Below are 26823 nucleotides of genomic sequence, written 5' to 3' on the forward strand. Positions count from 1 at the left end.
GTCCACCGCGCCGCCACATCCCCACCCATGCAGAGCCCCGACGAAACGCCGACCCCGCCGCCCATCGCCTCGGACGACATCGCGGCCGCCCCCGATGAAGTCGCCGGCAGCGCGCCCGTCGCGCGGGCGCAGGGCGCGCGCGGCGATTGGCAGGTGTTGTCCACGCTGCTGCCGTTCCTGAAGCCCTTCACGGCGCGCATCGCCTTCGCGCTCGCCCTGGTGCTGGCCGGCAAGCTGGCCAACCTGGTGGTGCCGATGGTGCTCAAGCAGCTCGTCGACGGGCTGAACATGCCGAAGAGCTTGCTCGTGCTGCCCGTGGGCCTGTTGCTCGCCTACGGCGCCTCGCGCGTGTCGGTCACGCTGTTCACCGAATTGCGCCAGGTCGTGTTCGCGCGCGTGATGGCGCGTGTGTCACGGCGCGTGACGCTGCAGGTGTTCCGCCACCTGCACGCGTTGTCCCTGCGCTTCCACCTGGCGCGCCGCACCGGCGGCGTGGCGCGCGACGTCGAACGCGGCGGCACCGCCATCTCCGACCTGCTCGACTGGACGCTGTACACGATCGTCCCGACGATCGTGGAGATCGCGATGGTCACGGCGGTGCTTGCGTACTACTACGACTGGGGCTTCGTCGGCATCACGTTCGTCACGCTCATCGCATATGTCGCCTTCACCGTCTCGATCACCGAATGGCGCACGCGCTACTACCGCGCCGCGGTGGAAGCGGACACCAAGGCGAACGAGCGGGCCGTGGACTCGCTGCTCAACTACGAGACCGTGAAGTACTTCGGCAACGAGGAGCACGAAGCGCGCCGCTACGACGAAAACCTGCAGCGCCTGGAAAACGCGTCGGTGATGAGCCGCAAGACGCTCGCGGTGCTCAACCTCGGGCAGACCGCGATCGTCGCGCTGGGCGTGTCCGCGATGATGTGGCGCGCGGCGGCGGGCGTGGTGGCGGGCCACATGACCGTCGGCGACCTGGTGCTGGTCAATGCCTACCTGCTGCAGCTCTCCGCACCGCTGAACATGCTCGGCATGATGTATCGCGAAGTGAAGCAGGCGATGACCAACCTCGAGCGCCTGTTCGGCCTGCTCGACGAGCGCCAGGACGTGCAGGATCGCGCGGACGCCGTGCCGCTGCATGCCACGCAACCGAGCGTGCGTTTCGAACGCGTGCGCTTCGCCTACGACCCGCGCCGCCAGATCCTGCGCGACGTGGATTTCAGCATCGCGCCGGGCGCGACCGTCGCGGTGGTGGGGCACTCGGGGTCCGGCAAGTCAACGCTCGCGCGCCTGCTCTATCGCTTCTACGACGTCGACGGCGGCCGCATCGCCATCACCGACGCGGCGGGCGTGGACCGCGACATCCGCGACTACACGCAGCATTCGGTGCGTGCGGCCATCGCCATCGTTCCGCAGGACACGGTGCTGTTCAACGACACGATCTACTACAACATCGAGTACGGCCGGCCGGGTGCGACGCGCGAGGAAGTCGAACATGCCGCGCGCGCGGCGCACATCCACGAGTTGATCTCCGGACTGCCGGACGGTTACGACACCGAAGTGGGCGAGCGCGGCCTGAAGCTTTCCGGTGGCGAAAAGCAACGCGTGGCCATCGCGCGTGCGCTGCTGAAGAATCCTGCGATCCTGATCTTCGACGAAGCGACCTCGGCGCTCGATTCGCGTTCGGAAAAGGCGATCCAATCCGAGCTGGATCGCATCGCCCTCGGTCGCACGACGCTCACCATCGCCCATCGCCTGTCCACGGTGATGGATGCCGACGAGATCCTGGTGATGGATGCAGGTCGCATCGTCGAGCGCGGCACGCATCCCGACCTGATCGCACGGCAGGGCCATTACGCGCAGATGTGGAAGCTGCAGCAGCAGGAGCGCCAGGCCGAAGCGCTCGAGCACGGCGAGGCGAGCGCCTGATGTGCCTGATCGCCGTCGCGTACAAGGTGCATCCGCGCTGGCGGCTCGCGGTGATCGCCAACCGCGACGAATTCCATGGCCGGCCCGCGGCGCCGGCCGCGCAGGATCCGACGCATGCGGACGTCTTCGGTGGACGCGACCTGGAGCAGGGCGGCAGTTGGTTGCTCGTCTCCACGCGCAAGCGTTTCACCGCGGTGACCAACGTGCGCGCGGGGACGAATCCCGAAGCGTCGCCGCGTTCGCGTGGTGGCTTGGTGCGCGGGTTTGCGACGGGCGAGGGCAGTGCAGCGGATTACATCGCAGCGCTCGCACCCGATGCTGCGCAATTCGGTCGCTTCAACCTGTTGTGCTGGGACGGCGAGGCCTTGCACTTCGGCACCAATCATCCGCACTTCGATCGCAAGCCTGTCGATGCAGGCGTGCATGCGATGTCCAACGGTGCCTTCGATGCGCCATGGCCGAAGAGCGGACGCGCAACGCGCGCGCTCGAAGCGTGGCTCGCGTCTCCCGCGAGCGAAGGCGAGATCGAAACGGGCGTGTTGGCATCTTTGTTCGACGCACTCGCCGACACCACGCCCGCGCCCGATGCGCGTTTGCCGGACACGGGCGTGGGCCTGGAACTGGAACGCATGTTGTCGCCACCGTTCGTGCGCGGCGCGCGTTATGGCACGCGTTGCAGCACCATCGTGCTTGCCGATGCGCACGGATTCATCTTCGCTGAACGCCGCTTCGGGCCGGACGCGCTACAGCAAGGCGACACATTCGCGCAACTGCCTTTCGCTGGAACACCGCGTGTGAACGGTGCAACACCCCGATGACCTTCGGCACAGTTTGAGCGGGGTGGTGCTGCATAGAATGCGCGCCGCAACCCACCCCCACGAGTCAAACATCATGAAGCGTCAGTTCCTCGCCCTTGCCGCCCTCTCCGCGATCGCCTTCGGCGCGAACGCCCAGCAGGCCGACGGTAACATCATGGGTATCGCCAAGGCCGGCGACAGCATCGAAATCAAGGCGCCGGAAACTGGCGTGCATCGCGAAATCACCGTTGAAACCGACGGCAAGTACCAGTTCCGCCGCGTGCCGCTGGGCACCTACGTGGTGACGGTGAAGCACGCCGACGGCCAGACCGAACAGCCGAAGCAGGTCCGCGTCGTCGTCGGCGCCACCGCGCGCGTGCAGTAAGCGACAGCGCTGTTCAGTTTCAGGAGGGCGCCTCGCAAGGGGCGCCCTTCGCTTTTTGCACACCAAGCGGGCGTAGAATTTTTGGCACGTCCCCCACGTGAGGGAGGTGTCCCATGGCCACGCAAGGCACGCGTTTCGCGTTCGCCCTCATGCTCGCCGGACTGATCGCCCCAGGTGCGCTGGCCCAGTACTCGGGCGGCGGCATCATGGGCGATGGCAAGGCGGGCGACACGGTCAGCATCGAAGCGCCCGCAACGGGCGTCAAACGCGAAACCACGCTGAAGGAAGACGGGAAGTACAACTTCTCGAGGATTCCCGTGGGCGTCTACATCGTGCGCGTCACGCATGCCGACGGCACGAAGGACAACCCGAAGCAGATCACCGTGCAGCTCGGCACCACGGCGCGGGTGAAGTAACGGCCGGTTCGCAAGGCGATCCACGTTCCTTTCCGGGAGCGTCGTTCCACCATGTCTTCTGAGGGGGAGACAGGCATGAGCAGCATCATCCGAGAATTGTTCCCGGGCGAAGTCCTGTATCGCCAGGGCGATCCGTCCGACTGCGCGTGGCTCGTCGAACGCGGCTCGATCGAACTGAGTTCCGAACAGGGCCGACGCACCATCCACCATGGCGTGCTGGGCCCCGGCGAATTGATCGGCGAACTCGGCATGCTCGATGGACAGCCGCGCAGCGCCACCGCCACCGCGCGTGGCGATACGCAACTGCTCGCCATCGACCACGACCAGTTCCTGGAACGCCTGGAAAGCGGCGACCCCATCGTGCATACGCTCGTGCTGAGCCTGTTGCGCCGTACGCGCAGCATCCTTGCCGCGTTGCCTGCGGAAGTGCAGTTGCCCGCGGAAGACCTGGCCACCGAATCGCACGAAGAGCGCGCAGGCCTGGACAAGATCCGCCTGGAAGCACGGCTGCGCGACGCGCTGGACAACCGCACGCTGGAAGTGCGCTACCAACCCATCCACGACATCGTCGAAGGCACGGTGCGCGGCTATGAGGCGCTCGTGCGCTGGCAGTTGCCGGATCGCGGCGCGGTCTCGCCCGCGGAGTTCATCAAGCTCGCCGAAGAGACCTCGCTGATCGTGCCGGTCGGCGAATACGTGCTCGATCGTGTGATCGAAGTACTCGTCGCGTTGCGCGACGCCGGAGTGTCGCCGCTGCCGAGCATCGCGGTGAATCTTTCGGCGCGGCAGTTGGTGGAACCGGGCATGGCGCGCCAGATCGTCGCGCGCATCGAACAGGCGAAGCTGCCGCCGGGCACGCTCAAGCTCGAAGTCACCGAAAGCCGGATGCTCGACTACGCGCCGGTCGCGGCGGTGATGCAGCATTGCCGCGCGCACGGGATTCCCTTCGCGCTGGATGATTTTGGCACCGGGTATTCCAACCTCACGCACCTGCACAAGCTCGACTTCGAGTTCGTGAAGGTGGACCAGGCCTTCGCGCGGCACATGTTCGATTCAGAGCGCGCGATGGCGATCGTGCGGGCGATCGTGGCGATGGCGCACGGCATCGGCGCGTCGGTGGTGTGCGAAGGCGTGGAGACGATCGAGCAACTCCAGGCGCTGCGCGGGATGGGCGTGCGGTATGCGCAGGGGTACCTGATCGGCCAGGCGCAACCTGAGGCGGCGGTGCTCTCGGGAGATGCTGCGAAGGGCCTGTCGCCCACGCACCCGGCGATCGCCTGAGCCTCGATCACGCAGACTGCGATAGCGTCGCGGCATGCGTGTCTTCCTGATCCTCGCATTGACCCCGGCCGCGGCCTTCGCGCAGACGGCCACGCCCACGATCCTGGATCGGGTGCAGGTCACGGCGACGCGATTGGCGGAGCCCGCGCGTGACGTGCCCGCGTCGGTCAGCGTCATCGAACGCGGCGACGGCCGCACGGACGCGCTCGGCGCGACGCTGTCCGAGCGGCTCGCCACGGTGCCCGGGCTGCTCGCGCGCGACCGTCACAACTATGCGCAGGACGAGCAGATTTCGATCCGCGGCTTCGGCACGCGCGCCAGTTTCGGCATTCGCGGTCTGCGCCTGTATCTGGATGGCGTGCCGGCGACCATGCCGGACGGGCAGGGGCAGGTGTCGCACATGCCTTTGCAGTTCGCGCGTCGCATCGAGGTGTTGCGTGGGCCGTTCTCGGTGTCCTACGGCAATGCGTCGGGTGGCGTGGTGCAGGTGTTCACCGACGATCCGGCGTCGCCGGGAAGTGCGCGCGTCACGGGCGCGATGGGTGCGGATGCGTCGCGGCGCGTGTCGATCGAAGGCAACGACCAGCGCGGTGCATTCGGTTGGCTCGTCGGGGCTCAGCATTTCGCGACCGACGGGTTTCGCGATCACTCGGCAGCGGAACGCACACTGCTGCACGGCAAGTTGGTGTTCGATGGGGACGCCACGCACGCGTCGCTCGTCCTCGACACCTTGGACGCGCCACACGCGCAGGACCCGCTCGGCTTGGATCGCGCGCAGTTCGAACGTGATCCGACGCAGGCCTCGCCGAATGCGCTGTTGTTCAACACGCGCAAGTCAGTCGAACAGCGCCAGGTCGGCACCGTGATCGAACACGGCGGCCTGCGCGCGATGGCCTACGCCGGCCGTCGCGACATCGAACAGTTCCTCGCCGTGCCGGTGTCCACGCAAGGCAATCCGCTGAGCAGCGGCGGCGTGGTGGACCTGCATGCGCCGTATTCGGGCGTCGACGTGCGCTGGAGCGATGGCGCGCCGGGCGCGACCTTCGCCTGGGTCGCGGGGCTCGCCTACGACCAGCAACGGCAGGACCGTCTCGGCTACGAGAATTTCGTCGGCGACACCCTCGGCGTGCGCGGCGCAATGCGCGCCGACCAGACCGATCGCGTCGATGCCCTCGATCCCTACCTGCAAGCCACGTGGCGACCGAGCGATGCGTGGTCGCTCACGGCCGGCGTGCGCCACAGCCGTGTGCGCTTCCGCTCCGATGATGCCTACATTACCGACGCCAACCCCGACGACAGCGGCCGCGTGACCTACACCGCCACTTCGCCCGTGTTCGGAATCCGCTGGCGCGCGAACGATGCCATCGATATCTATGCCGCCTACGGCGAAGGCTTCGAAACGCCCACCTTCAACGAACTCCAGTACCGCAGCGACGGCGGAAGCGGGCTCAACTTCGCGTTGCAGGCCGCGCAAACGCGCAGCATGGAAGCGGGGTTGAAATTCGCGCGCGGCGGCATGCGCACGGAGTTCACGCTGTTCCAGGCATCGACCGACGACGAGCTCACCGTCAACACGAGCGCGGGTGGTCGCACGACGTATCAGAACGCCGGCCGTGCCGAGCGCACGGGTCTGGAACTCTCCGGCGACGTGCCGCTGGGCGGCGCGTGGCAGGCGGAGTTCGCGCTGACTTGGCTGGATGCGCGCTTCACCGATGGCTTCCTCGCGTGCGCCTCCACGCCTTGCACGACGCCGGATGTGCCGGTGCCTGCCAATTCGCGAATCCCTGGTTTGCCCCGCGGCGCCGTGCAAATCGCAGTGAAGTGGGGCGGCGATGTCGGCTGGCATGCGCGCATCGAAGGCGCCTATGTTGGTGCCGTCCGCGTCAACAACTTCGATGACGAAAGCGCGCCGCCTTATGCGGTGTTCGGTGCAAGCGCGGGCTATGGCTTCGCGGCAGGCGACGGCGACGGACGCGTGTTCCTCGCCGTGGACAACCTGGGGGATCGCATGTATGCGGGTTCGGTGATCGTCAATGAAGCGAACCGGCGTTATTACGAACCTGCGCCGGGGCGGGGCGCGACGATCGGGTTCGAATGGCGGTGGCATTGAGCGAAACGAGATTTTTCGTCGCGACGAATCGAACCGGCTGATCTCCAAGCGGGGGTGACATTGCGGACGCTCCCGTCCTTCGAATGAAGGAACGTTTCGGCGCATGCGAGTTGCAGGATGGATCGTGATGGGGTGGCTGGCGTGCGCAGGGTCGGCACACGCGCTGCAGTCAGAGCAGGAGTGCAACGTCAACTCCGAAGGGCATACGGTCTGTTCGCCAACGAGCACGCCTCCGCCGCCCGTGCCGGAGCCGACGGAAGGCGGGTGGAAGCCTTATCCGATCCACGGGATCGGTCCGCCCGAGTGGGTCGCTCGCCACGTCTATGAGCTCTACAACCGGCAGACGGGGTTTCCATCGCCGACGGTCGCCGACATCGGCGGCAACGGCACGGAAGGCAACGCCGACGACAGACGTTCCTGCGACGGCACAGTCGGCAACCCCATCGTGCCCGCCACGGGCAACAAGCTCGAATCGGAAGTTGAGTTCACCAGCTCGGGTGAAATGCCGCTCTACCTGGAACGCACCTGGAATCACCACGGCGGACCGGGGCTGATCTTCGGCACCAAGTGGAGCAGCAACTTCGACCTGAGGCTGGAGGTTGCCACCGACGGGCAATCCATCACCGCAGCGCGACCAAACGGCGCACGCATTCGCTATGTCCATCGCACCTCGCCATCGGCTGCGTGGTGGGAGGATCGCCCCGAAGGACGCGGCCGGATCGTCGCCGACGGTGCAGGCGGCCATGTGCTGTATGCGCCCGACAACACCATCGAACGCTACGGCACGCATGGCCGCATCACGAGCCAGCGTAATCCGCGCGGCGTCGGCATCGCATTCCAGTACCGCATCCATGCCACACATGGGGCACCGTTGCTGGAACAAGCCACGCACACCTCGGGTCGCACGATCCGTTTCACATGGACCGACACGCCAATCGGCCCGCAGATGACGCGCGTCGTCGACCCCGCCGGCAACGCCTACGCGTACGCCTACGACGCATACCAACGGCTGCAGACCGTCAGCCAGCCGGGGACCCCCGGCACCACGATCACATACCACTACCCCACGCGCGACCGCGTCCTGCTCGGCAAGAGCCTGAACGGCGTACGCCATTCGACCTTCGCCTACGACGCCAACGGCCGCGCCACGCTCACCGAACATGCGGGTGGCGCAGATCGCCACACGTTCGCCTATACCGACAACGCCGATGGCACGCTGATCGTCGAACACCTCAATCCGCTTGGCAAGCGCACGACCTCACGATATCGCGATGGCAAGCTGCTGTCCGCCACGGGGCATGCGTCGGCCTCCTGTCCGGCGGCATATCGCGAAGTCACTTACGACGCGAACGGATTCACGGACATCGCGTCCGACTTCGCCGGCAACCTAACGGACTACGATCACTCCCCTTCGGGCCTGCTGCTGCGCAAAGTTGAGGGCGTCGGAACGCCCGAACAACGCACCACCACTTACGCGTGGGACGCGAATGGACGCACGACGAGGCAGACGCTGGAAGGTGTTTCGCGTGTCGATTACACATATCGAAGCGATGGCCTTCTGTCGCGCGTGACGGTGACGAACCTGACAGCGCAAGGCCGCACCGGCGAATCGCGCAGCACCGACTATCGTTACACCTTCCACGCCAACGACATGCTGGCGACGATCACCGAGGATGGCCCGGTGGCGGGCGACGGCGATGCCATCGTCAACACGCTGGACGCGTTCGGAAATCTCACGCGTCGCGCGAACTCGCTTGGGCACGCGACCACGTGGGCACTCCACACGATGGCGGGCCAGGCCGGTCGGGAGACGGATGCCAACGGCGTGGTGACGGAACGGACGCACGATGCTCGCGGTCGCGTGCTGACCGAAACGCGTCGCATCGATGGTGTAGCACATACGGCCTCGTTCACTTACGACGGTCGCGGAAACCTGGTATCCAGCGTCGCGCCGGACGGCGTGCGAACCTCCTATTCGTACGATGGTGTGAGCCGCCTGGTCGAGGTGTCGCGCAACGCCTCCTCCGGCTCCACTGGCGCACCTGCTCCGATGTCGTTGGCCCTGCAAGCCGACCCTCCTCCAGAAGAAGAGGACATCGCGCACTTCAGTGCCATCGCGCCGATGGCGTGCCACGACTGCGACTACGAAGAAAAACCCGGCGTGCCCGCGACGAAGGGCGTGATCGACAACATCACGATGTCGGCGGGTGAGGCGACCTTGCGCGGATGGGCGTGCTCGGGCGGCTGGAACAACCCGGTCGATGTCCACGTGTACGTCGGCGGTCCGGCGGGCGTCGGCCTCTTCGTGGTCGGCACCAAGGCCAACCAGTACAGCGAGCCCGCTATCGGCGCGCAGTGCGGATTGACCACCAGCTTCCACCGCTACGCAATTCCTCTCACGGAGAGCTTCCGCAGGGCGCACCCGGGCAAGGCGCTGTATGTGTACGGCATCTCGCCGCTGGGCGCACCCAATCCCATGCTGACGAACTCGGGCACCGTCACCGTGCCCGCCGTGATCGAAGACGCAACGTTCGTCGCCCAGCAAATTCCGACCGCAATTGAGGCAGGTGGCCGCTACACGGTGCGCGTGCAGATGCGCAACACCGGCAACACCGTGTGGACCGCGGCGAAGAACTACCGGCTCGGCGCGCAGGATCCGAACGACAACACGCGCTGGGGCGTGCATCGCGCCTACCTTTCCGCGGACGTGCATCCGGGGGGAACGGCGACCTTCGACTTCACGATCACGGCACCCGCCGCGACGGGTGCACAGGCCTTCCGCTGGCGCATGGTGCGCGAAAGCGTCGCGTGGTTCGGGGCGCAGACGCCGACTGTTTCACCCACCATCCATCCGTTCCCGCGCGACTTCCAGCGATTCACTTACAACGCCAACAGCCAGGTGACGTTGGTCGAAACCGGCCGCGTTGCGCTGGGCGCCACGACGGTGACGCGACGCAGCCGCGTCGAGTACGACGAACTGGGGCGCGTGCGGGTGGTGCGGGGCAATGCCGGCCAGCACGTCACCACGACCTACGACGCCAACGACAATCCGATCGCGACTACCGATGCGCTGAACCGCACGACGACCTACCGCTACGACGCGTTGGAGCGCCTTGTGGAGACGGTCGACCCAGCGGGCGGCCGCACGCAAGTCGCGTACGACGCCGGTGACCGAGTCGTGCGCGTTGTCGATCCGCGCCAACTTGCGACGCGTTATGACATCGACGGATTCGGCGACGTGTGGGCGCAGCACAGCCCGGACAGCGGCACAACCCAGTTCCAATACGACGTCGCCGGCCAACGCACCCGCATGACGCGTGCGGACGGCAGTCACCTGGATTACGAATACGACGTGCTTGGCCGCCCGAGGAACGTCGGCGACGGCGTGCAGTGGCGGCGCTACTGGTACGACTTCTGCACGCTGGGGGTCGGTCGCCTGTGCCAGGCCGGCGTGCTCACGCCGCAGGCGACGCGCAGCGTCTCGGTCTACACCTACGACGCGCACGGCGGCATCCGCTCGCGCCGCGACTCGGTCCATGGCGTGAACGACTGGACGTGGTACGACCGCGATGGCATGGGGCGCCTGACGCGCATCACGCACCCGAATGGCGTCAAGGTTGGCTACGCGTGGTCGGGCGGCGCCGTGACGGCCATGACCGCCGACCTCGGAGCGGGCTCGATTCCCGTCGCCTCGGGGATCGCCTATGCCCCGTTCGGCGAAGTCGATGCATGGACATACGGCAATGGCCTGCAGCGCCGGTACGATCGCGACATCGATGGGCGCGTCATCGCCATCAGCGCGCATGACGTGAGCGTCGTCCGCCAAAGCCTCACCTACCAGCACGACATCGCAGACCGCATTACGCGGATCACGAACGGAATCGATGCGGCGCGGACCCAAAGCTACGCCTACGACGCGCTGGACCGCCTCACGCGGGCCAACAGCGAGTCCTTCGCATATGACGCCACCGGCAACCGCACTGCGCGCGACCTGGCGGCCGTGCGGACCACGTATGCGACCGATCCTGGTAGCAATCGCTTGCTTTCGACGGCTGGTGGAGAGACCGCATCGTTCACGCATAACGCCAACGGCGACGTGACAGCGTGGTCCTTGGCGGGAGCGACGCACAGCGTTGTTTACGACGCGCTCAACCGGGTCACGAAGCACACGCGCGGCGGCGTGACGACGGATTACGAGATCGACGCGTTCGATCAGCGCGTTGGCAAATCGTCACCGAACGCCGGGCAACGTCGGTTCATCAGCGATGGCCATCGACTGCTGTCGGAAGTGGGCAGTGATGGGAAGTGGAGCAACTATCTGTGGCTGGGCAACGAGCTGGTCGGGACGGTGCGCAACGGCGCATTGAATGCCGTGCACAACGACCACCTAGGGCGCCCCGAGGTCGTGACGAATGCGTCGCGACAGACGGTCTGGCGGGTCGCAAACGACGCGTTCGGACGCGGAGCGACGCTCGTTGATTCGATTGGCGGTCTCAACATAGGGTTCCCGGGGCAGTTCTACGACGTTGAATCGGGGAGTTGGTGGAATGGGTACCGCATCTATCTCGATGGGAGGTATTTGCAGACTGATCCGATTGGATTGGTGGGCGGCATCAACACTTACGCCTATGTAGGGGCGAATCCAACGCAATATGTCGATCCAGACGGCCTAAGAGGGCTGGTGGTTAGGCCAACCGCGCCGGTTCGAACTGCGCAAAATCCGAATCAACTTCGATTGCCTTTGTCGCACGCGCCCGGCGCGCAGCCCGCAACGCGATTGTATTTCTCCAACTACAACCGGTTCCAACGCCCCATGGAGTACGCCGAATCCATGAAGAGGCAAGCGTGGGACGCACCTATCGGGAAAATGATCTGGCCCGCTTGGGGGCACGAAGATGCCAGAAAATCTTGCGATGTAATGGTCTGCGGCCCGAACGTAAATCCCATGGCATTTTCATCCTGCAAGGACCCGCAAACCATCTTTAAGCAACAAGCGTCCAGTCCGGAAAGCTCCGTACAGAACTGTGCATGCCTATAAGGGGGCGTCATGCAGCATTGGATCATCGCCGTAATTGCACCGTTAACTGAACTGAATCCGATAGCCTATGTCACCGATGTCGAGTACCGCCGCAAAGCAACTTCAAGGCTCGGTAGGCGCGCGCGACGCATTTTCATCTATCAGATCTTGCTGGCGAGTATCTCGACGATCGCCGTTGTTACCTTTGGTCGCGGATGAGTGAGTGACGCGTTCAGATGTCTCCTTGGTGACTACGTCCCGCGAGTTGCCAAGGACGCTAGATAGCGAACTTTCGCACCTGCCGAACCGAATCTCGCTACAACATGCACGCAAGAACGCTTGCCATCATGGCGGCCCGATTGGAGACGGACTTCGACATGCGTTCTGTACTTGTATCCGCACTTTTATTCTTCTCAGTCCCCGCGACGGCAACGTCCACCAAGCCAGGCGAAATCGAACAACTCATGACGCTCCGCGTCGATGGCGAAATCGAGGTGGACAAGACCGGGCGTGTCTCCTCGTATCAAGCGGAGACCCCGCTGCCTGAAGAGTTCGCCGCCATCGTCGACAAGGCGGTTGCCGGTTGGACCTTCCACCCGCCGGTATTGAACGGCAAGCCCGCGACTGCCCGCGCAAAGGTGCGCATCACACTGGCCAGTCGCCAGGAGCAGGACCAACACCATGTCTGGGTCGACGACGTCAGCTTCCCGGCGCAAAAAGTGTCCGAACGGGAAGGGCGGGTCTCGGTCGAGGTGCCTGCTTCGAACTACCGCGTAGTGGAGTCTGCGCCGAAGCCACGCTATCCCACCTTCGCCGTTGGCGCGCTGGTTTCCCTCGACGCGCGCGTCGATTCTTCCGGTCGCGTCATCGATGCCGCAGCGACGCAATGCCGCGTGCATGCGATCCAGGCCGACATGCCCGTTTCGCGTGCCTGCAAGACACTCGAGCGCGAGGCAATCCGGGCCGCAAAGCAGTGGACCCTAGCTTACGAAGGTCGCGATGGCGGGACGGCGGACCTTCGGCACGTCAGCATCAACCTCCAGTACGCCGTCCCCCACCTTGATGTCAGTAGCGACCACGCACCTGGCGTGTGGCGGCCGGAATCCCGGACGGCCTACCGTGACTCGCCGTGGCAGTCCGAGAATCGAATCGGCGTTGCCGACGTCCACTCCCATGGCCTCCCGCGCGCACCCGTCCTGGACCTCCGCACAGGCATCATCGAAGAGGCGCTCTGACAACGCTGGCCCAGAGGCATCATCGTCAGCGCCCTTCGCTCAGAAGGGCGCGCCCATTACCCCTTCACACACACCACCTGCCGCAAGGTGTGTACGACTTCCACCAGATCAGCTTGCGCCGCCATCACCGCCTCGATCGGCTTGTACGCCGCCGGTGATTCATCGATCACCCCCGCATCCTTGCGGCATTCCACGTGCGCCGTCGCTTCCCGGTGCTCCTTCAACGTGATCGTGTTGCGCGCCTGCGTGCGGCTCATCACGCGCCCCGCACCATGGCTGCAACTGTGGAAGCTGTCCGCGTTGCCCAGCCCGCGCACGATGTAGCTGCGTGTGCCCATGCTGCCCGGGATGATGCCGAGCTCACCCGCGCGCGCGCTTACCGCGCCCTTGCGCGTGACCAGCAACGACTCGCCCGCGTGCGTTTCGCGCTGCACGTAGTTGTGGTGGCAGTTCACGGCTTCCTTCTCAAGCTGGAACTTCGGCAGCGTCTGCTGCAGCTCGTGCAGCACGCGCGCGAGCATGGTCTCGCGGTTGGTGCGCGCGTAGTCCTGCGCCCAGCCCACGGCTTCCACGTAGTCGTCGAACAAGGGCTCGCCTTCCAGGAAGAACGCGAGGTCCTTGTCCGGCAGGTGGAAGCCCAGCACGCGACGCTCCAGTTCCTTGCGCGCGCGTTCGATGAAGTAGGTGCCGATCAGGTTGCCGGTGCCGCGCGAACCCGAATGCAACATCACCCACACGCGGTCGTCCTCGTCCAGGCACAACTCGATGAAATGGTTGCCGCCGCCGAGCGTGCCGTTCTGCTTCTCGACCTTGTCCGGACGGATGCGCGGGTGCTTGTCGCGGATGCGGGCAAGGCGCTGTTCGAGCTGCGCATCGGCCAGGCGCGTGGAGACGCTGTCCGGGATGCGCTGGTGCTCGCCATGCGGGCCGTTGCCCACGGGCACGCTGCGCTCGATGCCGCTGCGCAGACCTGCGAGGTTGTCCGGCAAGTCGTCGGCGCGCAGCGTGGTGCGCACCGCCGCCATGCCGCATCCGATGTCCACGCCGACCGCCGCCGGGATGATCGCGCCGCGCGTGGGCACGACCGAACCCACCGTCGCACCGATACCCAGGTGCACGTCCGGCATCACCGCCACCCACGGGCCCACGAACGGAAGCGAGGCGATGTTGCGCAATTGCGCCTGCGCCTGGGATTCGAGGGGCACGCCGCGCACCCAGCCCTTGATCGGCGTGGCGCCTTCGGCGTGGAGGAATTCGAAGTTGTTGCTCATGGTGTTGTCTCGCTGCTCGATTGTCGCTCCGGAGCGCGCAAACAAAAACGCCTCCGGAATGGATCCCGGAGGCGTTGGTTCGCTCATCCGGAAGTCGGTGGCCGACTTCCGGTGAAGGGAAGGTCAGCCGTGTGGCGCGCCGGTGCGGGGCGCCGGATACGCGCGCAGGTGCCGCCGCGCGATGCGCAGGGCAGGTTTGCGTGCGATGTCGATGGCGCGTGGCATGCGGGCGGGCCGAAGGCGGATGTGGCGAAGGGCGCGCACGTTAACGCTGCGTTCTGCAATGTGCAAGCGATATCGACGAGCGGTGCGTTGCACGCGATCGTCGGCGTCGCATCTTGCTCACGCAAGCGGTCGCACGCTCGTGCAACGCCGAGCATCCCGTCCATGGAGCGGAACGATGCGAACAAGTTCGAGCACTTCGACCCTCGCGATGCTGGTCGCCGCGACCTTCGCCAGCGCCTGCGCACCGCGCGCCGAGTTGTCGACCGCGCAGACCAGCGGACCAAACCCCACGTTGCCCGCACCGGACAAGGCCCTCGTGCCGACGGTGAAGATCGCGCCCGTGGTCGGTTGGAAAGCGGGCGAAATGCCCACGCCCATGCAAGGCCTGCGCGTGCAGCCCTTCGCCACCGGGCTCACGCATCCGCGCTGGTTGTACGTGCTGCCCAACGGCGACGTCCTCGTGGCCGAAACCAATCGCCCGCCGACGGAAGATCCGCAGGACAACCCGGTCCGCAACGCCTTCATAAACCACGCCTTCAAGGAAGCCGGCGCGGACGTCGAAAGCCCCAATCGCATTTCGCTCCTGCGCGACGAGGATGGCGACGGCATCGCGGAGACGAAATCCACCTTCCTGGGGAACCTGTTCTCGCCCTTCGGCATGGCCCTAGTCGGCGATCGCTTCTTCGTGGCGAACGCCGATGCGCTCGTCTGGGTGCCTTACAAGCAGGGCGAAACGCGGATCGACGCGACACCCACCAAGCTCACCGACCTGCCGGGCGCACCGCGCAACCACCACTGGACCAAGAGTTTGGTGGCGAACGCGGACGGCTCGAAGTTCTACGTAGGCGTGGGCTCCAACAGCAACGCCGCCGACCACGGGATGGACATCGAAGCCAACCGCGCTGCGATCCTGGAAGTCGATGCGACCACCGGCGCCTCGCATGTCTACGCCAGCGGCCTGCGCAATCCCGTCGGAATCGCGTGGGCGCCGGGCACGCAAACCCTGTACGCCGTCGTCAACGAGCGCGATGAACTGGGCAACGATCTCGTGCCCGATTACCTGACGTCGGTGAAGCCGGGCGCGTTCTACGGATGGCCGTGGAGTTACTACGGCGCGCACGTCGACACGCGCGTCAAACCCGCGCGCCCCGACATGGTCGCGAAGGCCATCGCGCCGGACTACGCGCTCGGCCCGCATGTCGCTTCGCTGGGATTGGCATTCGCGTCGGGCGACAAACTGCCGGCCGCACTGCGCGACGGCGCCTTCATCGGCCTGCACGGTTCGTGGAATCGCAATCCGCCGTCGGGCTACAAAGTCGTGTTCGTCCCGTTCGCGGGCGGCAAGCCTTCCGGCAAGGAAGTCGACGTGCTCACCGGTTTCCTGGACGCGCAAGGCAATGCGCACGGGCGGCCCGTGGGCGTGGCGATGGCGAAGGATGGCGCGCTCTTGGTCGCCGACGATGTCGGCAACGTGGTGTGGCGGGTGTCGCCGCTTTAGTCAGGCAATGACTTGCGGTGTCGCTTCGAAGCGTCGCGCGTAATCGCGTTCCTTCGCGACGCGTTCCACTTCGGAATGCGCAAGGCCCGGTGCGGCGTACACCGCGTACGCGATCGCGCCGTCGCGCTGCCCGACATGGTGCAACGAATAACGCGGGGTGCCGCCGCCGGTGCTCGGGGGGTAGTGCTTCGGAGGCGAGGTGCCATCCATGTCCAGTTCGCTGTTATCCACCGCGCCACCGACAAAGAGGGCTCGCATGCGCTTCTCCCGATGAAATGATCCTGAAACATCCTCGGCCAAGCGGCGTTGCGAACATGTCGAACCGGCGGTAAGCGCGAGGCTCGCCGCCGGTCCGGGGGTGCGTCAGGCGATCAGGCGACCGCGCCCATGCGGCGGCTGATGAAGTAGTAGGCGAGGTTGCCCAGGCCCGTGACGCCGGCGAGCACCGCGATTACGCCCGGGGTGAGTTGCTGCCAACCGGCCGCTTCGATCATCCCGAAGCCGGCGCCCACGGCCAGCAGGGTGATGCCCCAGCGCAGCGAACTGTGCCGCTGGCGCAGGTCCTCGCCCGCCATGATCGAACGGACGAGCTCTTCGGAGCCGTTGGCGCCGATCAGCGCGCGGCGGGTGCGTGCATCGACCACGACCTTGATGACGTAGGCGATGCAGACGAAGAAGGTGATGGGGATCAGCAGTTCGAAGTTCATGATGGTGCTCCGGGGTGGCTCGTTCGGTGGTCGGCGGTGTGCCGCGTTCGGTGGAGTTGATACGGGGTCCGCGGGGCCGGTTGCACCCGGGCCCGACGAAAGGCCGTTGCAACCGATCGCGCCCGGGGCGTATCCAGAACCCACATGGATGGAGGAGGCCCCCTGCTGGAGACCCTGCCCGCGACCGCAATGCCGGGAGCCGACGCGCCCGACCGCACGGCCGAGCGTGCGGCCGACCGCGCGCTGGCGCAGGCCGTCCTCGCCAACGCCCCCGGAGCCTTCGAGCGCCTGGTGAAGCAGTACCAGGGCCTGTGCTTCCACATCATCCAGCGCATGGTCCGGCAGCCCGACGACACCCGGGAGCTCTGCCAGGACACATTCCTGCGCGTGCACCGCTACCTGCACCAGTACCGCGGCGAGAGTTCGCTGCAGGCCTGGATCGGCCAGGTGGCCTATTCGGTCGCCAAGCGGCACCTGGAGCGCAAGCGCATCCCGGTGCAGGAGGCCGCCGACCCGGAGGAACACCAGGCGCTGCTGGACAACGTGGGCGATGGCTTCGACCTGGAGCGGGCCAATGTGGACGAGGAGTCTTCGCGCCTGCTGCACGCCGCCATCGAGACGCTGCCGCCGATGCAGCGCACCTTGCTCACGCTGTATCACCTGGACGAGTTGCCGATCGGCGAGATCGCCGCGATGACCGGCCTCGCCGAGGGCACCATCAAAAGTCATCTGTTCCGCAGCCGCCAGCGCCTCCGCCAGGTGCTGGAGGCGAAGATGGGAGTAGTCGCATGAACAAGCACGAATCCGAAATCGACGAACGCGAGTGGCTGGCGCAGGAGCGCGCGCGGCTCGAGGCACGCATGGGCGGCGTCAGCGACGATCCGCTTGTCGCCCGCTATCGCAAGGTCTCGCAGGCGCTGCGCGCGCCGCTGCCCGATGCGTTGCCCGAGGATTTCGCGGCCAGCATGGCGCGCATGGCGCAGGCCGGCGTGGCGGCGCCGAAGCTTGCCGAACCCGACTCCCCGTTCGAACGCGACCTCACGCGCCTCCTCGTCGGTGTGCTGGGCGTGGGCGCAGCGGTGGTCGTTGCCGTCTACGGCAAGGCATGGCTGGCGCCGACGATGGAACTGCTGCGCCTGGATTCCTCGGTCGCCGTGAACTGGGTGCTGGCGCTGGGCGCCTGTGTCGGCGCGACTTGGCTGACCGAGCAGTTGCGTCGCCACAAGCAGGGCACGCACGCCGCGTAAACTGCGCGGATGCGAAAGACCCCCGGATCGCGCGACGCCGACGCCGCGCTCGATGTCCTGTTCCATCCCTTCGACACGGGCGCGCTCGCGTGGCCGCGCGCGGGCGGTGCCTTGTTCCTGCGCGCCCGCGACGGTTGGCCCCTGCATGCGGCGCCGCGCGCGGGACTGGTGTGCGAGCAGACCTGGAAGCCCGAGTTCGATGCGCTTTCGCGCTCGGGCCTGGACGTGAGTGAAGAGGCAGGCGGCACCTTCCCGCTCGTGCTCGTACTGCCGCCGCGGCAGCGCGACGAGGCGCGTGGCCTGTTCGCGCGTGCGCTCGATTGCGCGGGCGAGACGGGCGTCGTGGTCGCCTGCATGCACAACGATGAAGGCGCGAAGACGGGGCAAACGGATCTTGCGAAAGTCGCGGGCCCGCTCGGCGTGTTGTCCAAGCACCATTGCCGCGTGTTCTGGACCACCACGCGCGACGACGCCGACGACGCTTTGCGCGCCCAATGGCGCACGCTCGATGCGCCGCGCGTCGTCGCAGGAGGACTCACCAGTCGTCCCGGCGTCTTCGCCTGGGACCGCGTGGACCCGGCCTCCGCGCTCCTTGCGCAGCACTTGCCGCGCGACCTGGCAGGCGATGGGGCGGACCTCGGTGCCGGCACCGGTTATCTCGCGCGCGAAGTGCTCGCGCATTCGCCGAGCGTGCGTGCGCTCGATCTGTATGAAGCCGAATCGCGCGCATTGGCGCTGGCGAAGGTGAACCTCGCGGCGCATGCCAACGTCGGCTTCCACTGGCACGACGTGACGGCAGGCCTGCAACGCCACTACGACTTCATCGTCATGAATCCGCCGTTCCATGCACTGGGCCGCGGCGATCGCCCGGATATCGGGCAGCGCTTCATCGAGGTCGCCGCGCAAGCCCTGGCGCCGCGCGGACGGCTGTACCTCGTGGCCAATCGCCATCTGCCTTACGAGTCGATGCTCGGTGCGCACTTCGGGCACGTGCGCGCGCTGGCCGACAGCGGCGCCTTCAAGGTGATCGAGGCGGTGCGCAAGTGAAGCTGGTCAAGCACATCGCGAACCTCGGCTACGGCAGTCGCAAGGAAGTCACGTGGATGTTTCGCGAGGGACGCGTCACCGATCCAGATGGTGAAGTGCTGTACGCCGATGACCAGGTGTCGCACGAAGCGATCCGCATCGACGGCGAGCCGCTCGATCCGCCGTCGGGCCTGTTGCTGATGCTGCACAAGCCCGTCGGCTACACCTGTTCGACGAAGGATCCTGGCCGCATCGTGTACGACCTGCTCCCGCCGCGCTTCCGCTTGCGCTCGCCGTTGCTGTCGACGGTGGGGCGATTGGATCGCGACACCAGTGGTTTGCTGCTCCTGACCGACGACGGCGCCTTGCTCCACCGCATCGTGTCGCCGAAGTCGCACTTGTCCAAGCGCTACGACGCCACCTTGGCGCATGACCTGCGCGGCAACGAAGCGGAAGTGTTCGCCAGCGGCACGCTGATGCTGGAATCCGAAGACACGCCGCTGAAACCGGCGACGCTGGAAGTACGCGATGCGCGCCACGCCAGCCTCGTGCTGACCGAAGGCCGTTACCACCAGGCGCGACGCATGTTCGCGGCGGTGGGCAATCATGTCGATGCGCTGCATCGCAGCGCGATCGGTGGGATCGACCTCGGCGACTTGCCCCCGGGCGAATGGCGCGCGCTGGGCGAAGCAGATCGCGCGCGGCTATTCGCCTAGCAGTTTGCGCCAGCCTTCCACGCCGAGCTTGCGCAGCGTTTCGACGTTGCGCTCCACGATCACGTCCGGATCCGGGAACGCCGCCACCGCCTTCGACACGCTGTCCTCGCGCAACAGGTGCAGCGTGGGCCAGGGCGCGCGGTTGGTGTAGTTCTCCACGTCGTCCGGGTCGCTCTCCGCGAACTGGTACTGCGGATGGAAGCTCGCGACCTGCAGCACGCCGTCCAGGTCCATCGCTTCCACGAGCCCGTCGGCGTCTTCGAGGAAGTCGTTGTAATCGAGGAAGTCCTGCAGCACCTGCGGATGCACGATGAGCGTGGTGTCGATCTCCGCCGGGTCGGTATCGCGCAGGCGCGCCAATTCCTCGCCGAGTTCTTCGAGCAACTGCTGGGGCAAGGTCGCATCGCTGAGCACGAAGCGCACCTGGTCCTTCACGTACACCGCCTTCGCGAACGGGCACAGGTTCAGTCCGATCACCGCGCGTTCCAGCCAGCGGCGCGTGTCTTCGATGGGGTCGGTTTCGCTCATGGCGCGCAGGGTAGCGCGATGCGCGGGGATGCCCCAAGCTTCCGCGCATGGACTCCCCCGCCCAAACCCACGATCGCCGTCGCCTCCACGCGATCTTCCTGATGCTCGCCGCCGTGATGTGCTTCGCGCTGATGGATTCGGTGCTGAAGACGCTGTCGGCGCACTATCCGCCTTTCCAGGTGGCGACTTTGCGCGGCGCTTCCTCGCTGCCGATCGTCCTCGCATGGGCCCTGGCCACAGGCGGCATCAAGCCGCTCGTGCAGGTCCGCTGGGGCCTGCACCTGTTCCGCGGCCTGCTCGGCATCCTGATGATGGTGAGCTTCATCTACGCGCTGCGCACGCTGCCGCTGTCGACGACGTATTCGATCTTCTTCGTCGCGCCCCTGCTGATCACCGCGATGTCGGTGCCCTTCCTCGGCGAGAAGGTCGGCCCGCGCCGCTGGATCGCGATCGGCATCGGCCTGCTCGGTGTGCTCGTCGTGTTGCGCCCGACGGGCGAGGGCGTGCTGACCCTCGCGGGACTCGCCGTGCTCGTTTCCGCGCTGGCCTACGCGATCTCCGCGATCACCGTGCGCCTGCTCGCGAAGACCGATTCGGTGCAGGCGATGATGGTCTGGTTGCTGCTGCTGATGGCGGTGGGTGCGGGCATCCTCGCGTATCCGGAATGGAAGCCCATCGACGCGGCGCACCTGCCCTTGATCGCAGGTCTCGGTGTCGCGGGTGCGTTGGGGCAATACGCGATCACGCTGGCGTTCAAGTGGGGCGAGGCGTCGCTGATCGCGCCGCTGGAATACACCGCGCTCGTGTGGGGCGTGTGCCTGGACCTCGCCATCTGGGGCGTGCTGCCCGACAAGGTCACGTGGATCGGCGCGGCGATCATCGTGACGAGCGGCCTGTACCTGCTGCGTCGCGAGAAGGTGCACGCCGAGGCCGAACATCCCTGAAAAAAGGAAACGGGCCCGAAGGCCCGTTTCGTTCACGTCGCTCCGATCAGAAGCGCGTACCGATGCCCACGCCCACGACCCACGGATCGAGGCGCAGCGACTCACCGGTCCTGTTGCCGTTGAGACTCACGTCCGAATCGCCGTACATGTAGCGCGCATCGGCGCGCGCGAACCAGCGATCGGTGACGTTGAAGTCCACGCCCGCGCTCGCGATCGCGCCCTTCGGCGTGCTGAAGCCGACGTGCTGGCCGCCCGCGACGGTGGGATCGAAGGACTCGCTGTCGATGTTCGCCTGGTAATAGCCCAGGCCCACGTAGGGGCGGATCGGCTGCGCGGCCTGGCCGAAGTGGTACTGGCCGCTCACGGCGATCGGCTGCTGTTTCAACCTGCCGCGCGTGCCGTTCGACAGGTTCACGTCCTGCTCGAACTTGTCGGCGCCCCACAGTTCCACCGCGATGTTGTCGGTGGCGAACCAGCTGCCCGACACCGTGGCCGCGCCGCTGCCGTCGAGATCCGCTTCGCTGCCGGCGACGTTGCCCGGATTCGTCTTGGGGATCTGGTGCGCGTAGCCGATCGTCGCGTTCCAGCGATGCGGCGTGGCGTTGGAAGAGGTGTTGTCCTGCGCAAAGGCGACAGGCGTGGCGGCCGCGGCCGCAAGGATCAGGGCAATCGAAAGGGTGTTGCGCATGTGTTGCTCTCCTCGTTGTGTTCTTGGCCCCGGGGAGATGGGGCGGCGCCATCCTCCACGGAGGCGCATGAACCGCAACGGGTATGGCAACCACGCGCTGCGTCATCGAAGGCGAATATTCACCGCAGGCTAATCTCGATGACGCAGCGTTCAGCGACGTCGCTCAGCGCGACGCCGCGTTCACGCTTCTTTGGAGGGGTGTGCAACGACCACGATGGTGTCGAACGTGACATAGCGGAAGTTCGACGGGGCCTGCTTCGCAGCGGAAGGAACGGCCGGCGTCACCGGCGCCGAATGCGTCGCAGGGGCTTTGTGGCATTCGTTGATCGAGGCTTGCTTTTGCTGCGGCACGGATACGGCACCGACGCCGCCGACGGCCAGCAGGCTCAACGCCATCGCACCACGCCACAGCACATGTTGTACGGAGTACGGGGAGTACATGACCTGGACCTCGTGTGGTTCGGGGGGACCACGCAATGGAAGATGCGCCTTGTTCGCGAATGGTTGCAGTCGATGAAGTCACCATGACGTCAGTCATGCCATCGACCGGCACGTGCGAATTCAGGCACGCGCGTTGCATGATCCGGCCATACCGAAAGGACGATGAGGGGCAGGACGATGCGTGGCATGAAGCTTGCGGTTTCGACGGGTCTTGCGGCCGCTGCGTTGTGCGGTGCGGCAAGCGCGAAGGACCTGGAGTGCGACGTCAACAGCGACTACGACCTCAGCCTGACGTCGAAGTCGGTCATCCTCACCCGCCCGGCCGAGAAGACCGGGACCCCGCGCGCCATCGTCATGCGCGACGGCCGCATGTTCGTCGACGACGCCTGGGTGAAGCTGACGCCCGAGGACAGCAAGCGCATTGCCGAGTACGAAAAGACCGTCCGCGCTGCAATGCCGCTGGCCCAGCAGATCGGCCGCGACGCGGCGGATATCGCCTTCACCGCGCTCGGTGAAGTCGCCGCCGGCCTCAGCGCGCACCCGGACACCACCCAGGCCCACCTCGACAAGGCGCGCAAGGAACTCGACGCACGCCTCGCACATGCGATCACGCCAAATCGTTTCAGCGGCAACGATCTTGGCAAGGGCATTGCCCACGCCATCTCCGAAGTCCTGCCGGTGGTGATCGGGGACATCGTGGGCGGCGCGGTGTCGGCCGCCTTCAGCGGCGACACGGCGCGCCTGGAGCGCATGAACAACCTCGACAAGGAGATCGAGCGCCGCGTGCAGCCGCGCGCGGACCAGCTGGAAGTGCGCGCCGAATCGCTCTGCCGCCAGATGGAATCGCTGGACACGCTCGACAACGGCCTCGTGTATCGACTGCCCGACGGCCGCCGCCTGGATCTCATCGACGCCACGGTCCGCCCGCGCCAGATCACCACGCGCTGACCTGCTCCCCACTCTGGCGCCGGCCTGCCGCCGTCGCCATTCCCCCACCGCCCGCGCCCCCACGCGGGCGTTTTTTTGCACAATAGACGGCCAACCCCATCTGCACGGAAGTCCCCCATGGCCGGTCCCCAGGAAGCGCGCGTTCCCGACATCGGTGGTTATGACGATGTCCCGGTGATCGAATTGCTGGTGGCCGTGGGTGATCGCGTGAAGCAGGACCAGGGGCTGGTCACGCTGGAATCGGACAAGGCGACGATGGAAGTGCCCGCGCCGTTCGCAGGCACGATCAAGGAATTGAAGGTGAAGATCGGCGACAAGTTGTCGGAAGGCAGCATTGTTGCGTTGATCGAAGCCGAAGGCGAAGCGGCGGCTGCGAAGCCTGCAACGGAAGCGAAGCCTGCCGCGGAAGCAAAGCCTGCCGCTGAAGCGAAGCCTGCTGCGCCCGCACCGGAACAGAAGGCCGCGCCCGCGCCGGCACCCGCCGCGCCGACGACGCAGGCCGCAACGCTCGACAGCAAGCCCGGCATCGATGCAGAAGCGCTGCCGCCGCGCACGCCGCCCGTCGCGTTCGACGCCGACGCGCTGATGCCCGGCAAGGTGCCCTACGCCAGCCCCGCCGTGCGCCTGTTCGCGCGCGAGCTTGGCGTGGACCTGATGCAAGTGCAGGGCAGCGGCCGCAACAACCGCATCGAAAAGGACGACGTGCAGCAGTTCGTGAAGCGCGCGCTGTCCGGTGGCGTGCCTGCCGCCGCGGGCGCCGCGCCTGCCGGAGGTGGCCTGCACCTGCTGCCGTGGCCGACGATCGACTTCTCCAAGTTCGGCGAAGTCGAACACAAGGCGCTCACGCGCATCCAGAAGATTTCCGGCGCGAACCTCGCGCGCAACTGGGCGATGATCCCGCACGTCACGCAGCACGACGATGCCGACATCACGGAGCTCGAAGCGCTGCGCGTGCAGCTCAACAAGGAAAACGAGAAGAGCGGCCTGAAGCTGACGATGCTCGCCTTCCTGATGAAGGCGTCGGTCGTCGCGCTGCAGAAGTACCCGAACTTCAATGCCTCGCTCGATGCGAGCGGCGAGAACCTCACGCTCAAGAAGTACTTCCACATCGGCTTCGCCGCCGACACGCCGAACGGCCTGGTCGTGCCGGTGGTGCGCGATGTCGACAAGAAGGGCGTGTTCCAGATCGCGAAGGAAACCTCCGAACTCGCCGCGAAGGCGCGCGACGGCAAGCTCTCGCCGGCGGACATGAGCGGCGGCTGCTTCTCGATCAGCTCGCTCGGCGGCATCGGCGGCACGAAGTTCACGCCGATCGTCAATGCGCCCGAGGTTGCGATCCTCGGTGTGTCGAAGTCGGCGATGCGCCCGGTGTGGGCCGGCAAGCAGTTCGAACCGCGCCTGGTCCTCCCGCTCTCGCTGAGCTACGACCACCGCGTGATCGACGGCGCCGCCGCCGCGCGCTTCACCGCGTTCCTCGCGCAACTGCTCGGCGACATGCGCCGGGCGATGCTGTAAGGGGGCGCGGACATGGCACGCACTGAAGTCAAAGTCCCCGACATCGGCGGTTACGACGACGTCCCGGTGATCGAGTTGCTCGTCGCCGTCGGCGACGTGGTGAAGCAGGACCAGGGACTGGTCACGCTCGAATCGGACAAGGCGACGATGGAAGTCCCCTCGTCGGTCGCGGGCAAGATCGTCGAATTGAAGGTGAAGATCGGCGACAAGTTGTCGGAAGGCAGCGTCGTGGCGATCGTCGAAGCCGAAGGTGCAACGGACGCGAAGCCTGCCGCCGCTGCGCCTGCAAAGGCCGAAGCGCCCAAGCCGGCCGCGCCTGCACCCGCCGCGCCCGCGCATCCCGCCCCCGTCACGCCTTCCCCCGCCGAACCCGTGCAGGCCGGCCCCGCGCCCGCCGCCGCCACCGGACGCAAGGCCGACGTCGAATGCGAGATCGTCGTCATCGGATCCGGCCCCGGCGGTTACAACGCCGCGTTCCGCGCCGCCGACCTCAACATGGACACGGTGATCGTCGAACGCTACGCCACGCTCGGCGGCGTGTGCCTCAACGTCGGCTGCATTCCGTCGAAGGCGCTGCTGCACGCCGCGGCCGTCGTCGACGAAGCCGCGCACGCGAAGGATTTCGGCATCACCTTCGGTGCGCCGAAGATCGATCTCGACATGCTGCGCAAGTACAAGGACAAGGTGGTCGGCACGCTCACGAAGGGCCTGGCCGGCATGGGCAAGCAGCGCAAGGTGCGCACGGTGCAGGGCACGGCGAAGTTCGTGTCGCCCAACGAGCTCGAGATCGCGGGCGAGGGCGGTGCGACGCAGTTGCTGAAATTCAAGTTCTGCATCATCGCCGCGGGTTCGCAGCCGGTGAAGCTGCCGTCCTTCGACTGGAAGGACAAGCGCGTCATGGATTCCACCGATGCGCTGGAGCTCGCCGAGATCCCGAAGACGCTGCTCGTCGTGGGCGGCGGCATCATCGGCCTGGAAATGGCCACGGTGTTCCGCGCGCTCGGCAGTGAAGTCACCGTCGTCGAACTGCTGGACCAGCTGATGCCGGGCGCCGACCTCGACCTGGTCAAGCCACTCGCCGCGCGTTTGAAGAAGCAGGGCGTTTCGGTGCACCTGAAGACGAAGGTCACCGCGAGCGAAGCGAAGAAGGACGGGATCTCCGTCACCTTCGAAGGCGAGAGCATTCCGGAGCGCAAGAGTTACGACCGCGTGCTCGTTGCCGTGGGCCGCAGCGCGAACGGCAACAAGCTCGATGCCGCGAAGGCCGGCGTCAACGTCACCGAACGCGGCTTCATCCCCGTCGACAAGCAGATGCGCACCAACGTGCCGCACATCTTCGCGATCGGCGATCTCGTCGGTAACCCGATGCTCGCGCACAAGGCCTCGCACGAAGGACGGCTTGCGGCGGAAGTCGCCAGCGGCATGAAGCGCGAGTGGGTCGCGCGCGTGATTCCGTCGGTGGCCTACACCGATCCGGAGATCGCGTGGGTCGGCGTGACCGAGAGCGAAGCCGCGGCGAAGGGCTTGCACGTCGGCGTGGGCAAGTTCCCGTGGGCCGCGAGCGGCCGCGCGATCGGCATCGATCGCACCGAAGGCTTCACCAAGCTCGTGTTCGACGAAGCCACGCATCGCGTCATCGGCGGCGGCATCGTCGGCGTGCACGCAGGCGATCTCATCAGTGAGATCGCGCTCGCGATCGAGATGGGCGCCGAAGCCGGCGACATCGGCGCGACGATCCATCCGCATCCGACGTTGAGCGAGTCGGTCGGCATGGCCGCCGAAGTCTACGAAGGCACCGTCACTGATCTTTACGTGCCGAAGAAGAAGTAGTCGCTTGTGCAAAAGGCGAAGCCCCGACGCGACTGGCGCCGGGGCTTCAGGAGCCGCCGCGAGGACCGA

24 protein-coding genes are annotated in these 26823 nt (G+C 66.4%); 18 read left to right on the forward strand and 6 right to left on the reverse strand.

Going from position 1 to position 26823, the window contains the following annotated elements:
• Positions 1 to 27 precede the first annotated feature (27 nt).
• The 9 genes from LVB87_RS06030 (at position 28) to LVB87_RS06070 (ending at position 13170) form a co-directional block, all read left to right on the forward strand.
• On the forward strand, positions 28 to 1929 hold the full coding sequence (locus LVB87_RS06030; RefSeq protein WP_232899989.1) for an ABC transporter ATP-binding protein/permease: 1902 nt from the start codon (positions 28 to 30) through the stop codon (positions 1927 to 1929).
• Entirely contained in the window at positions 1929 to 2747 is an 819-nt protein-coding gene (locus tag LVB87_RS06035; RefSeq protein WP_232899990.1) for an NRDE family protein, read from the forward strand. Before LVB87_RS06030 ends, LVB87_RS06035 begins: the two co-directional genes overlap by 1 nt.
• Before the next feature lie 73 nt (positions 2748 to 2820).
• The gene (locus LVB87_RS06040) at positions 2821 to 3111 is read left to right on the forward strand and encodes a carboxypeptidase-like regulatory domain-containing protein (RefSeq protein ID WP_232899991.1); all 291 of its coding nucleotides are present in this window, start codon (positions 2821 to 2823) and stop codon (positions 3109 to 3111) included.
• 113 nt (positions 3112 to 3224) lie between these two features.
• Positions 3225 to 3527: a carboxypeptidase-like regulatory domain-containing protein gene (locus LVB87_RS06045; protein WP_232899992.1), complete on the forward strand. Its 303-nt coding sequence runs from the start codon at positions 3225 to 3227 to the stop codon at positions 3525 to 3527.
• 75 nt (positions 3528 to 3602) lie between these two features.
• On the forward strand, positions 3603 to 4808 hold the full coding sequence (locus LVB87_RS06050) for an EAL domain-containing protein (protein ID WP_232899993.1): 1206 nt from the start codon (positions 3603 to 3605) through the stop codon (positions 4806 to 4808).
• 34 nt (positions 4809 to 4842) lie between these two features.
• Complete coding sequence (locus LVB87_RS06055) at positions 4843 to 6918, forward strand: TonB-dependent receptor (protein ID WP_232899994.1); 2076 nt, start codon at positions 4843 to 4845, stop codon at positions 6916 to 6918.
• Between the two features lie 445 nt (positions 6919 to 7363).
• The gene (locus LVB87_RS06060) at positions 7364 to 11956 is read left to right on the forward strand and encodes an RHS repeat-associated core domain-containing protein (RefSeq protein WP_232899995.1); all 4593 of its coding nucleotides are present in this window, start codon (positions 7364 to 7366) and stop codon (positions 11954 to 11956) included.
• Between the two features lie 9 nt (positions 11957 to 11965).
• Positions 11966 to 12154 carry a hypothetical protein gene (locus tag LVB87_RS06065; protein WP_232899996.1) on the forward strand — a complete coding sequence of 63 codons (189 nt, stop codon included), beginning with the start codon at positions 11966 to 11968 and terminating at the stop codon, positions 12152 to 12154.
• Between the two features lie 104 nt (positions 12155 to 12258).
• Positions 12259 to 13170, forward strand: coding sequence for an energy transducer TonB (locus LVB87_RS06070; protein WP_232899997.1), 912 nt, complete (start codon positions 12259 to 12261; stop codon positions 13168 to 13170).
• A gap of 56 nt (positions 13171 to 13226) precedes the next feature.
• Here the strand turns inward: LVB87_RS06070 and LVB87_RS06075 are convergent, their stop codons facing one another.
• A complete protein-coding gene (locus LVB87_RS06075; RefSeq protein WP_232899998.1) occupies positions 13227 to 14441 on the reverse strand; it encodes an RtcB family protein in 1215 nt (404 codons plus the stop codon).
• A gap of 400 nt (positions 14442 to 14841) precedes the next feature.
• On the opposite strand from LVB87_RS06075, the gene LVB87_RS06080 reads away from it, so the two are divergent.
• Complete coding sequence (locus LVB87_RS06080) at positions 14842 to 16164, forward strand: sorbosone dehydrogenase family protein (RefSeq protein WP_232899999.1); 1323 nt, start codon at positions 14842 to 14844, stop codon at positions 16162 to 16164.
• On the opposite strand, the gene LVB87_RS06085 is transcribed toward LVB87_RS06080, so the two are convergent.
• Together LVB87_RS06085 and LVB87_RS06090 are read right to left on the reverse strand one after the other, a co-directional pair.
• A complete protein-coding gene (locus tag LVB87_RS06085; protein ID WP_232900000.1) occupies positions 16165 to 16422 on the reverse strand; it encodes a hypothetical protein in 258 nt (85 codons plus the stop codon). It abuts the gene before it with no gap.
• A gap of 113 nt (positions 16423 to 16535) precedes the next feature.
• Positions 16536 to 16871: a DUF6249 domain-containing protein gene (locus tag LVB87_RS06090; RefSeq protein ID WP_232900001.1), complete on the reverse strand. Its 336-nt coding sequence runs from the start codon at positions 16869 to 16871 to the stop codon at positions 16536 to 16538.
• A gap of 189 nt (positions 16872 to 17060) precedes the next feature.
• Here LVB87_RS06090 and LVB87_RS06095 point away from each other — a divergent pair, with 189 nt between their 5' ends.
• The 4 genes from LVB87_RS06095 to LVB87_RS06110 are packed head-to-tail and all read left to right on the forward strand — an operon-like array spanning position 17061 to position 19860.
• Positions 17061 to 17663: a sigma-70 family RNA polymerase sigma factor gene (locus LVB87_RS06095; RefSeq protein WP_232900492.1), complete on the forward strand. Its 603-nt coding sequence runs from the start codon at positions 17061 to 17063 to the stop codon at positions 17661 to 17663.
• A complete protein-coding gene (locus LVB87_RS06100) occupies positions 17660 to 18118 on the forward strand; it encodes a hypothetical protein (protein ID WP_232900002.1) in 459 nt (152 codons plus the stop codon). The genes LVB87_RS06095 and LVB87_RS06100 overlap by 4 nt, the downstream gene beginning before the upstream one ends.
• A gap of 9 nt (positions 18119 to 18127) precedes the next feature.
• The gene (locus tag LVB87_RS06105) at positions 18128 to 19165 is read left to right on the forward strand and encodes a class I SAM-dependent methyltransferase (protein ID WP_232900003.1); all 1038 of its coding nucleotides are present in this window, start codon (positions 18128 to 18130) and stop codon (positions 19163 to 19165) included.
• Positions 19162 to 19860 (forward strand): pseudouridine synthase, encoded by a 699-nt coding sequence (locus tag LVB87_RS06110; protein WP_232900004.1) that lies wholly within the window; start codon positions 19162 to 19164, stop codon positions 19858 to 19860. Before LVB87_RS06105 ends, LVB87_RS06110 begins: the two co-directional genes overlap by 4 nt.
• On the opposite strand, the gene LVB87_RS06115 is transcribed toward LVB87_RS06110, so the two are convergent.
• On the reverse strand, positions 19849 to 20388 hold the full coding sequence (locus tag LVB87_RS06115) for a DUF1415 domain-containing protein (protein WP_232900005.1): 540 nt from the start codon (positions 20386 to 20388) through the stop codon (positions 19849 to 19851). The two genes, LVB87_RS06110 and LVB87_RS06115, sit on opposite strands and share 12 nt — an antisense overlap.
• 47 nt (positions 20389 to 20435) lie before the next feature.
• On the opposite strand from LVB87_RS06115, the gene LVB87_RS06120 reads away from it, so the two are divergent.
• A complete protein-coding gene (locus tag LVB87_RS06120; RefSeq protein WP_232900006.1) occupies positions 20436 to 21332 on the forward strand; it encodes a DMT family transporter in 897 nt (298 codons plus the stop codon).
• Between the two features lie 46 nt (positions 21333 to 21378).
• Here LVB87_RS06120 and LVB87_RS06125 read toward each other — a convergent pair whose 3' ends face one another.
• Both LVB87_RS06125 and LVB87_RS06130 read right to left on the reverse strand, forming a co-directional pair.
• Complete coding sequence (locus tag LVB87_RS06125; RefSeq protein ID WP_232900007.1) at positions 21379 to 22020, reverse strand: OmpW family outer membrane protein; 642 nt, start codon at positions 22018 to 22020, stop codon at positions 21379 to 21381.
• Between the two features lie 180 nt (positions 22021 to 22200).
• Positions 22201 to 22461 (reverse strand): hypothetical protein, encoded by a 261-nt coding sequence (locus tag LVB87_RS06130; protein WP_232900008.1) that lies wholly within the window; start codon positions 22459 to 22461, stop codon positions 22201 to 22203.
• A 186-nt stretch (positions 22462 to 22647) separates the two neighbouring features.
• Here LVB87_RS06130 and LVB87_RS06135 point away from each other — a divergent pair, with 186 nt between their 5' ends.
• From LVB87_RS06135 to lpdA, 3 genes are all read left to right on the forward strand, one after another.
• Entirely contained in the window at positions 22648 to 23409 is a 762-nt protein-coding gene (locus LVB87_RS06135; protein WP_232900009.1) for a DUF2884 family protein, read from the forward strand.
• 117 nt (positions 23410 to 23526) lie between these two features.
• Positions 23527 to 24924, forward strand: coding sequence for a dihydrolipoyllysine-residue acetyltransferase (locus LVB87_RS06140; protein WP_232900010.1), 1398 nt, complete (start codon positions 23527 to 23529; stop codon positions 24922 to 24924).
• 12 nt (positions 24925 to 24936) lie between these two features.
• A complete protein-coding gene (lpdA, locus tag LVB87_RS06145; protein ID WP_232900011.1) occupies positions 24937 to 26754 on the forward strand; it encodes a dihydrolipoyl dehydrogenase in 1818 nt (605 codons plus the stop codon).
• Positions 26755 to 26823: the final 69 nt, after the last annotated feature.

Source organism: Lysobacter sp. KIS68-7 (assembly GCF_021284745.1).
Classification (GTDB): domain Bacteria; phylum Pseudomonadota; class Gammaproteobacteria; order Xanthomonadales; family Xanthomonadaceae; genus Noviluteimonas.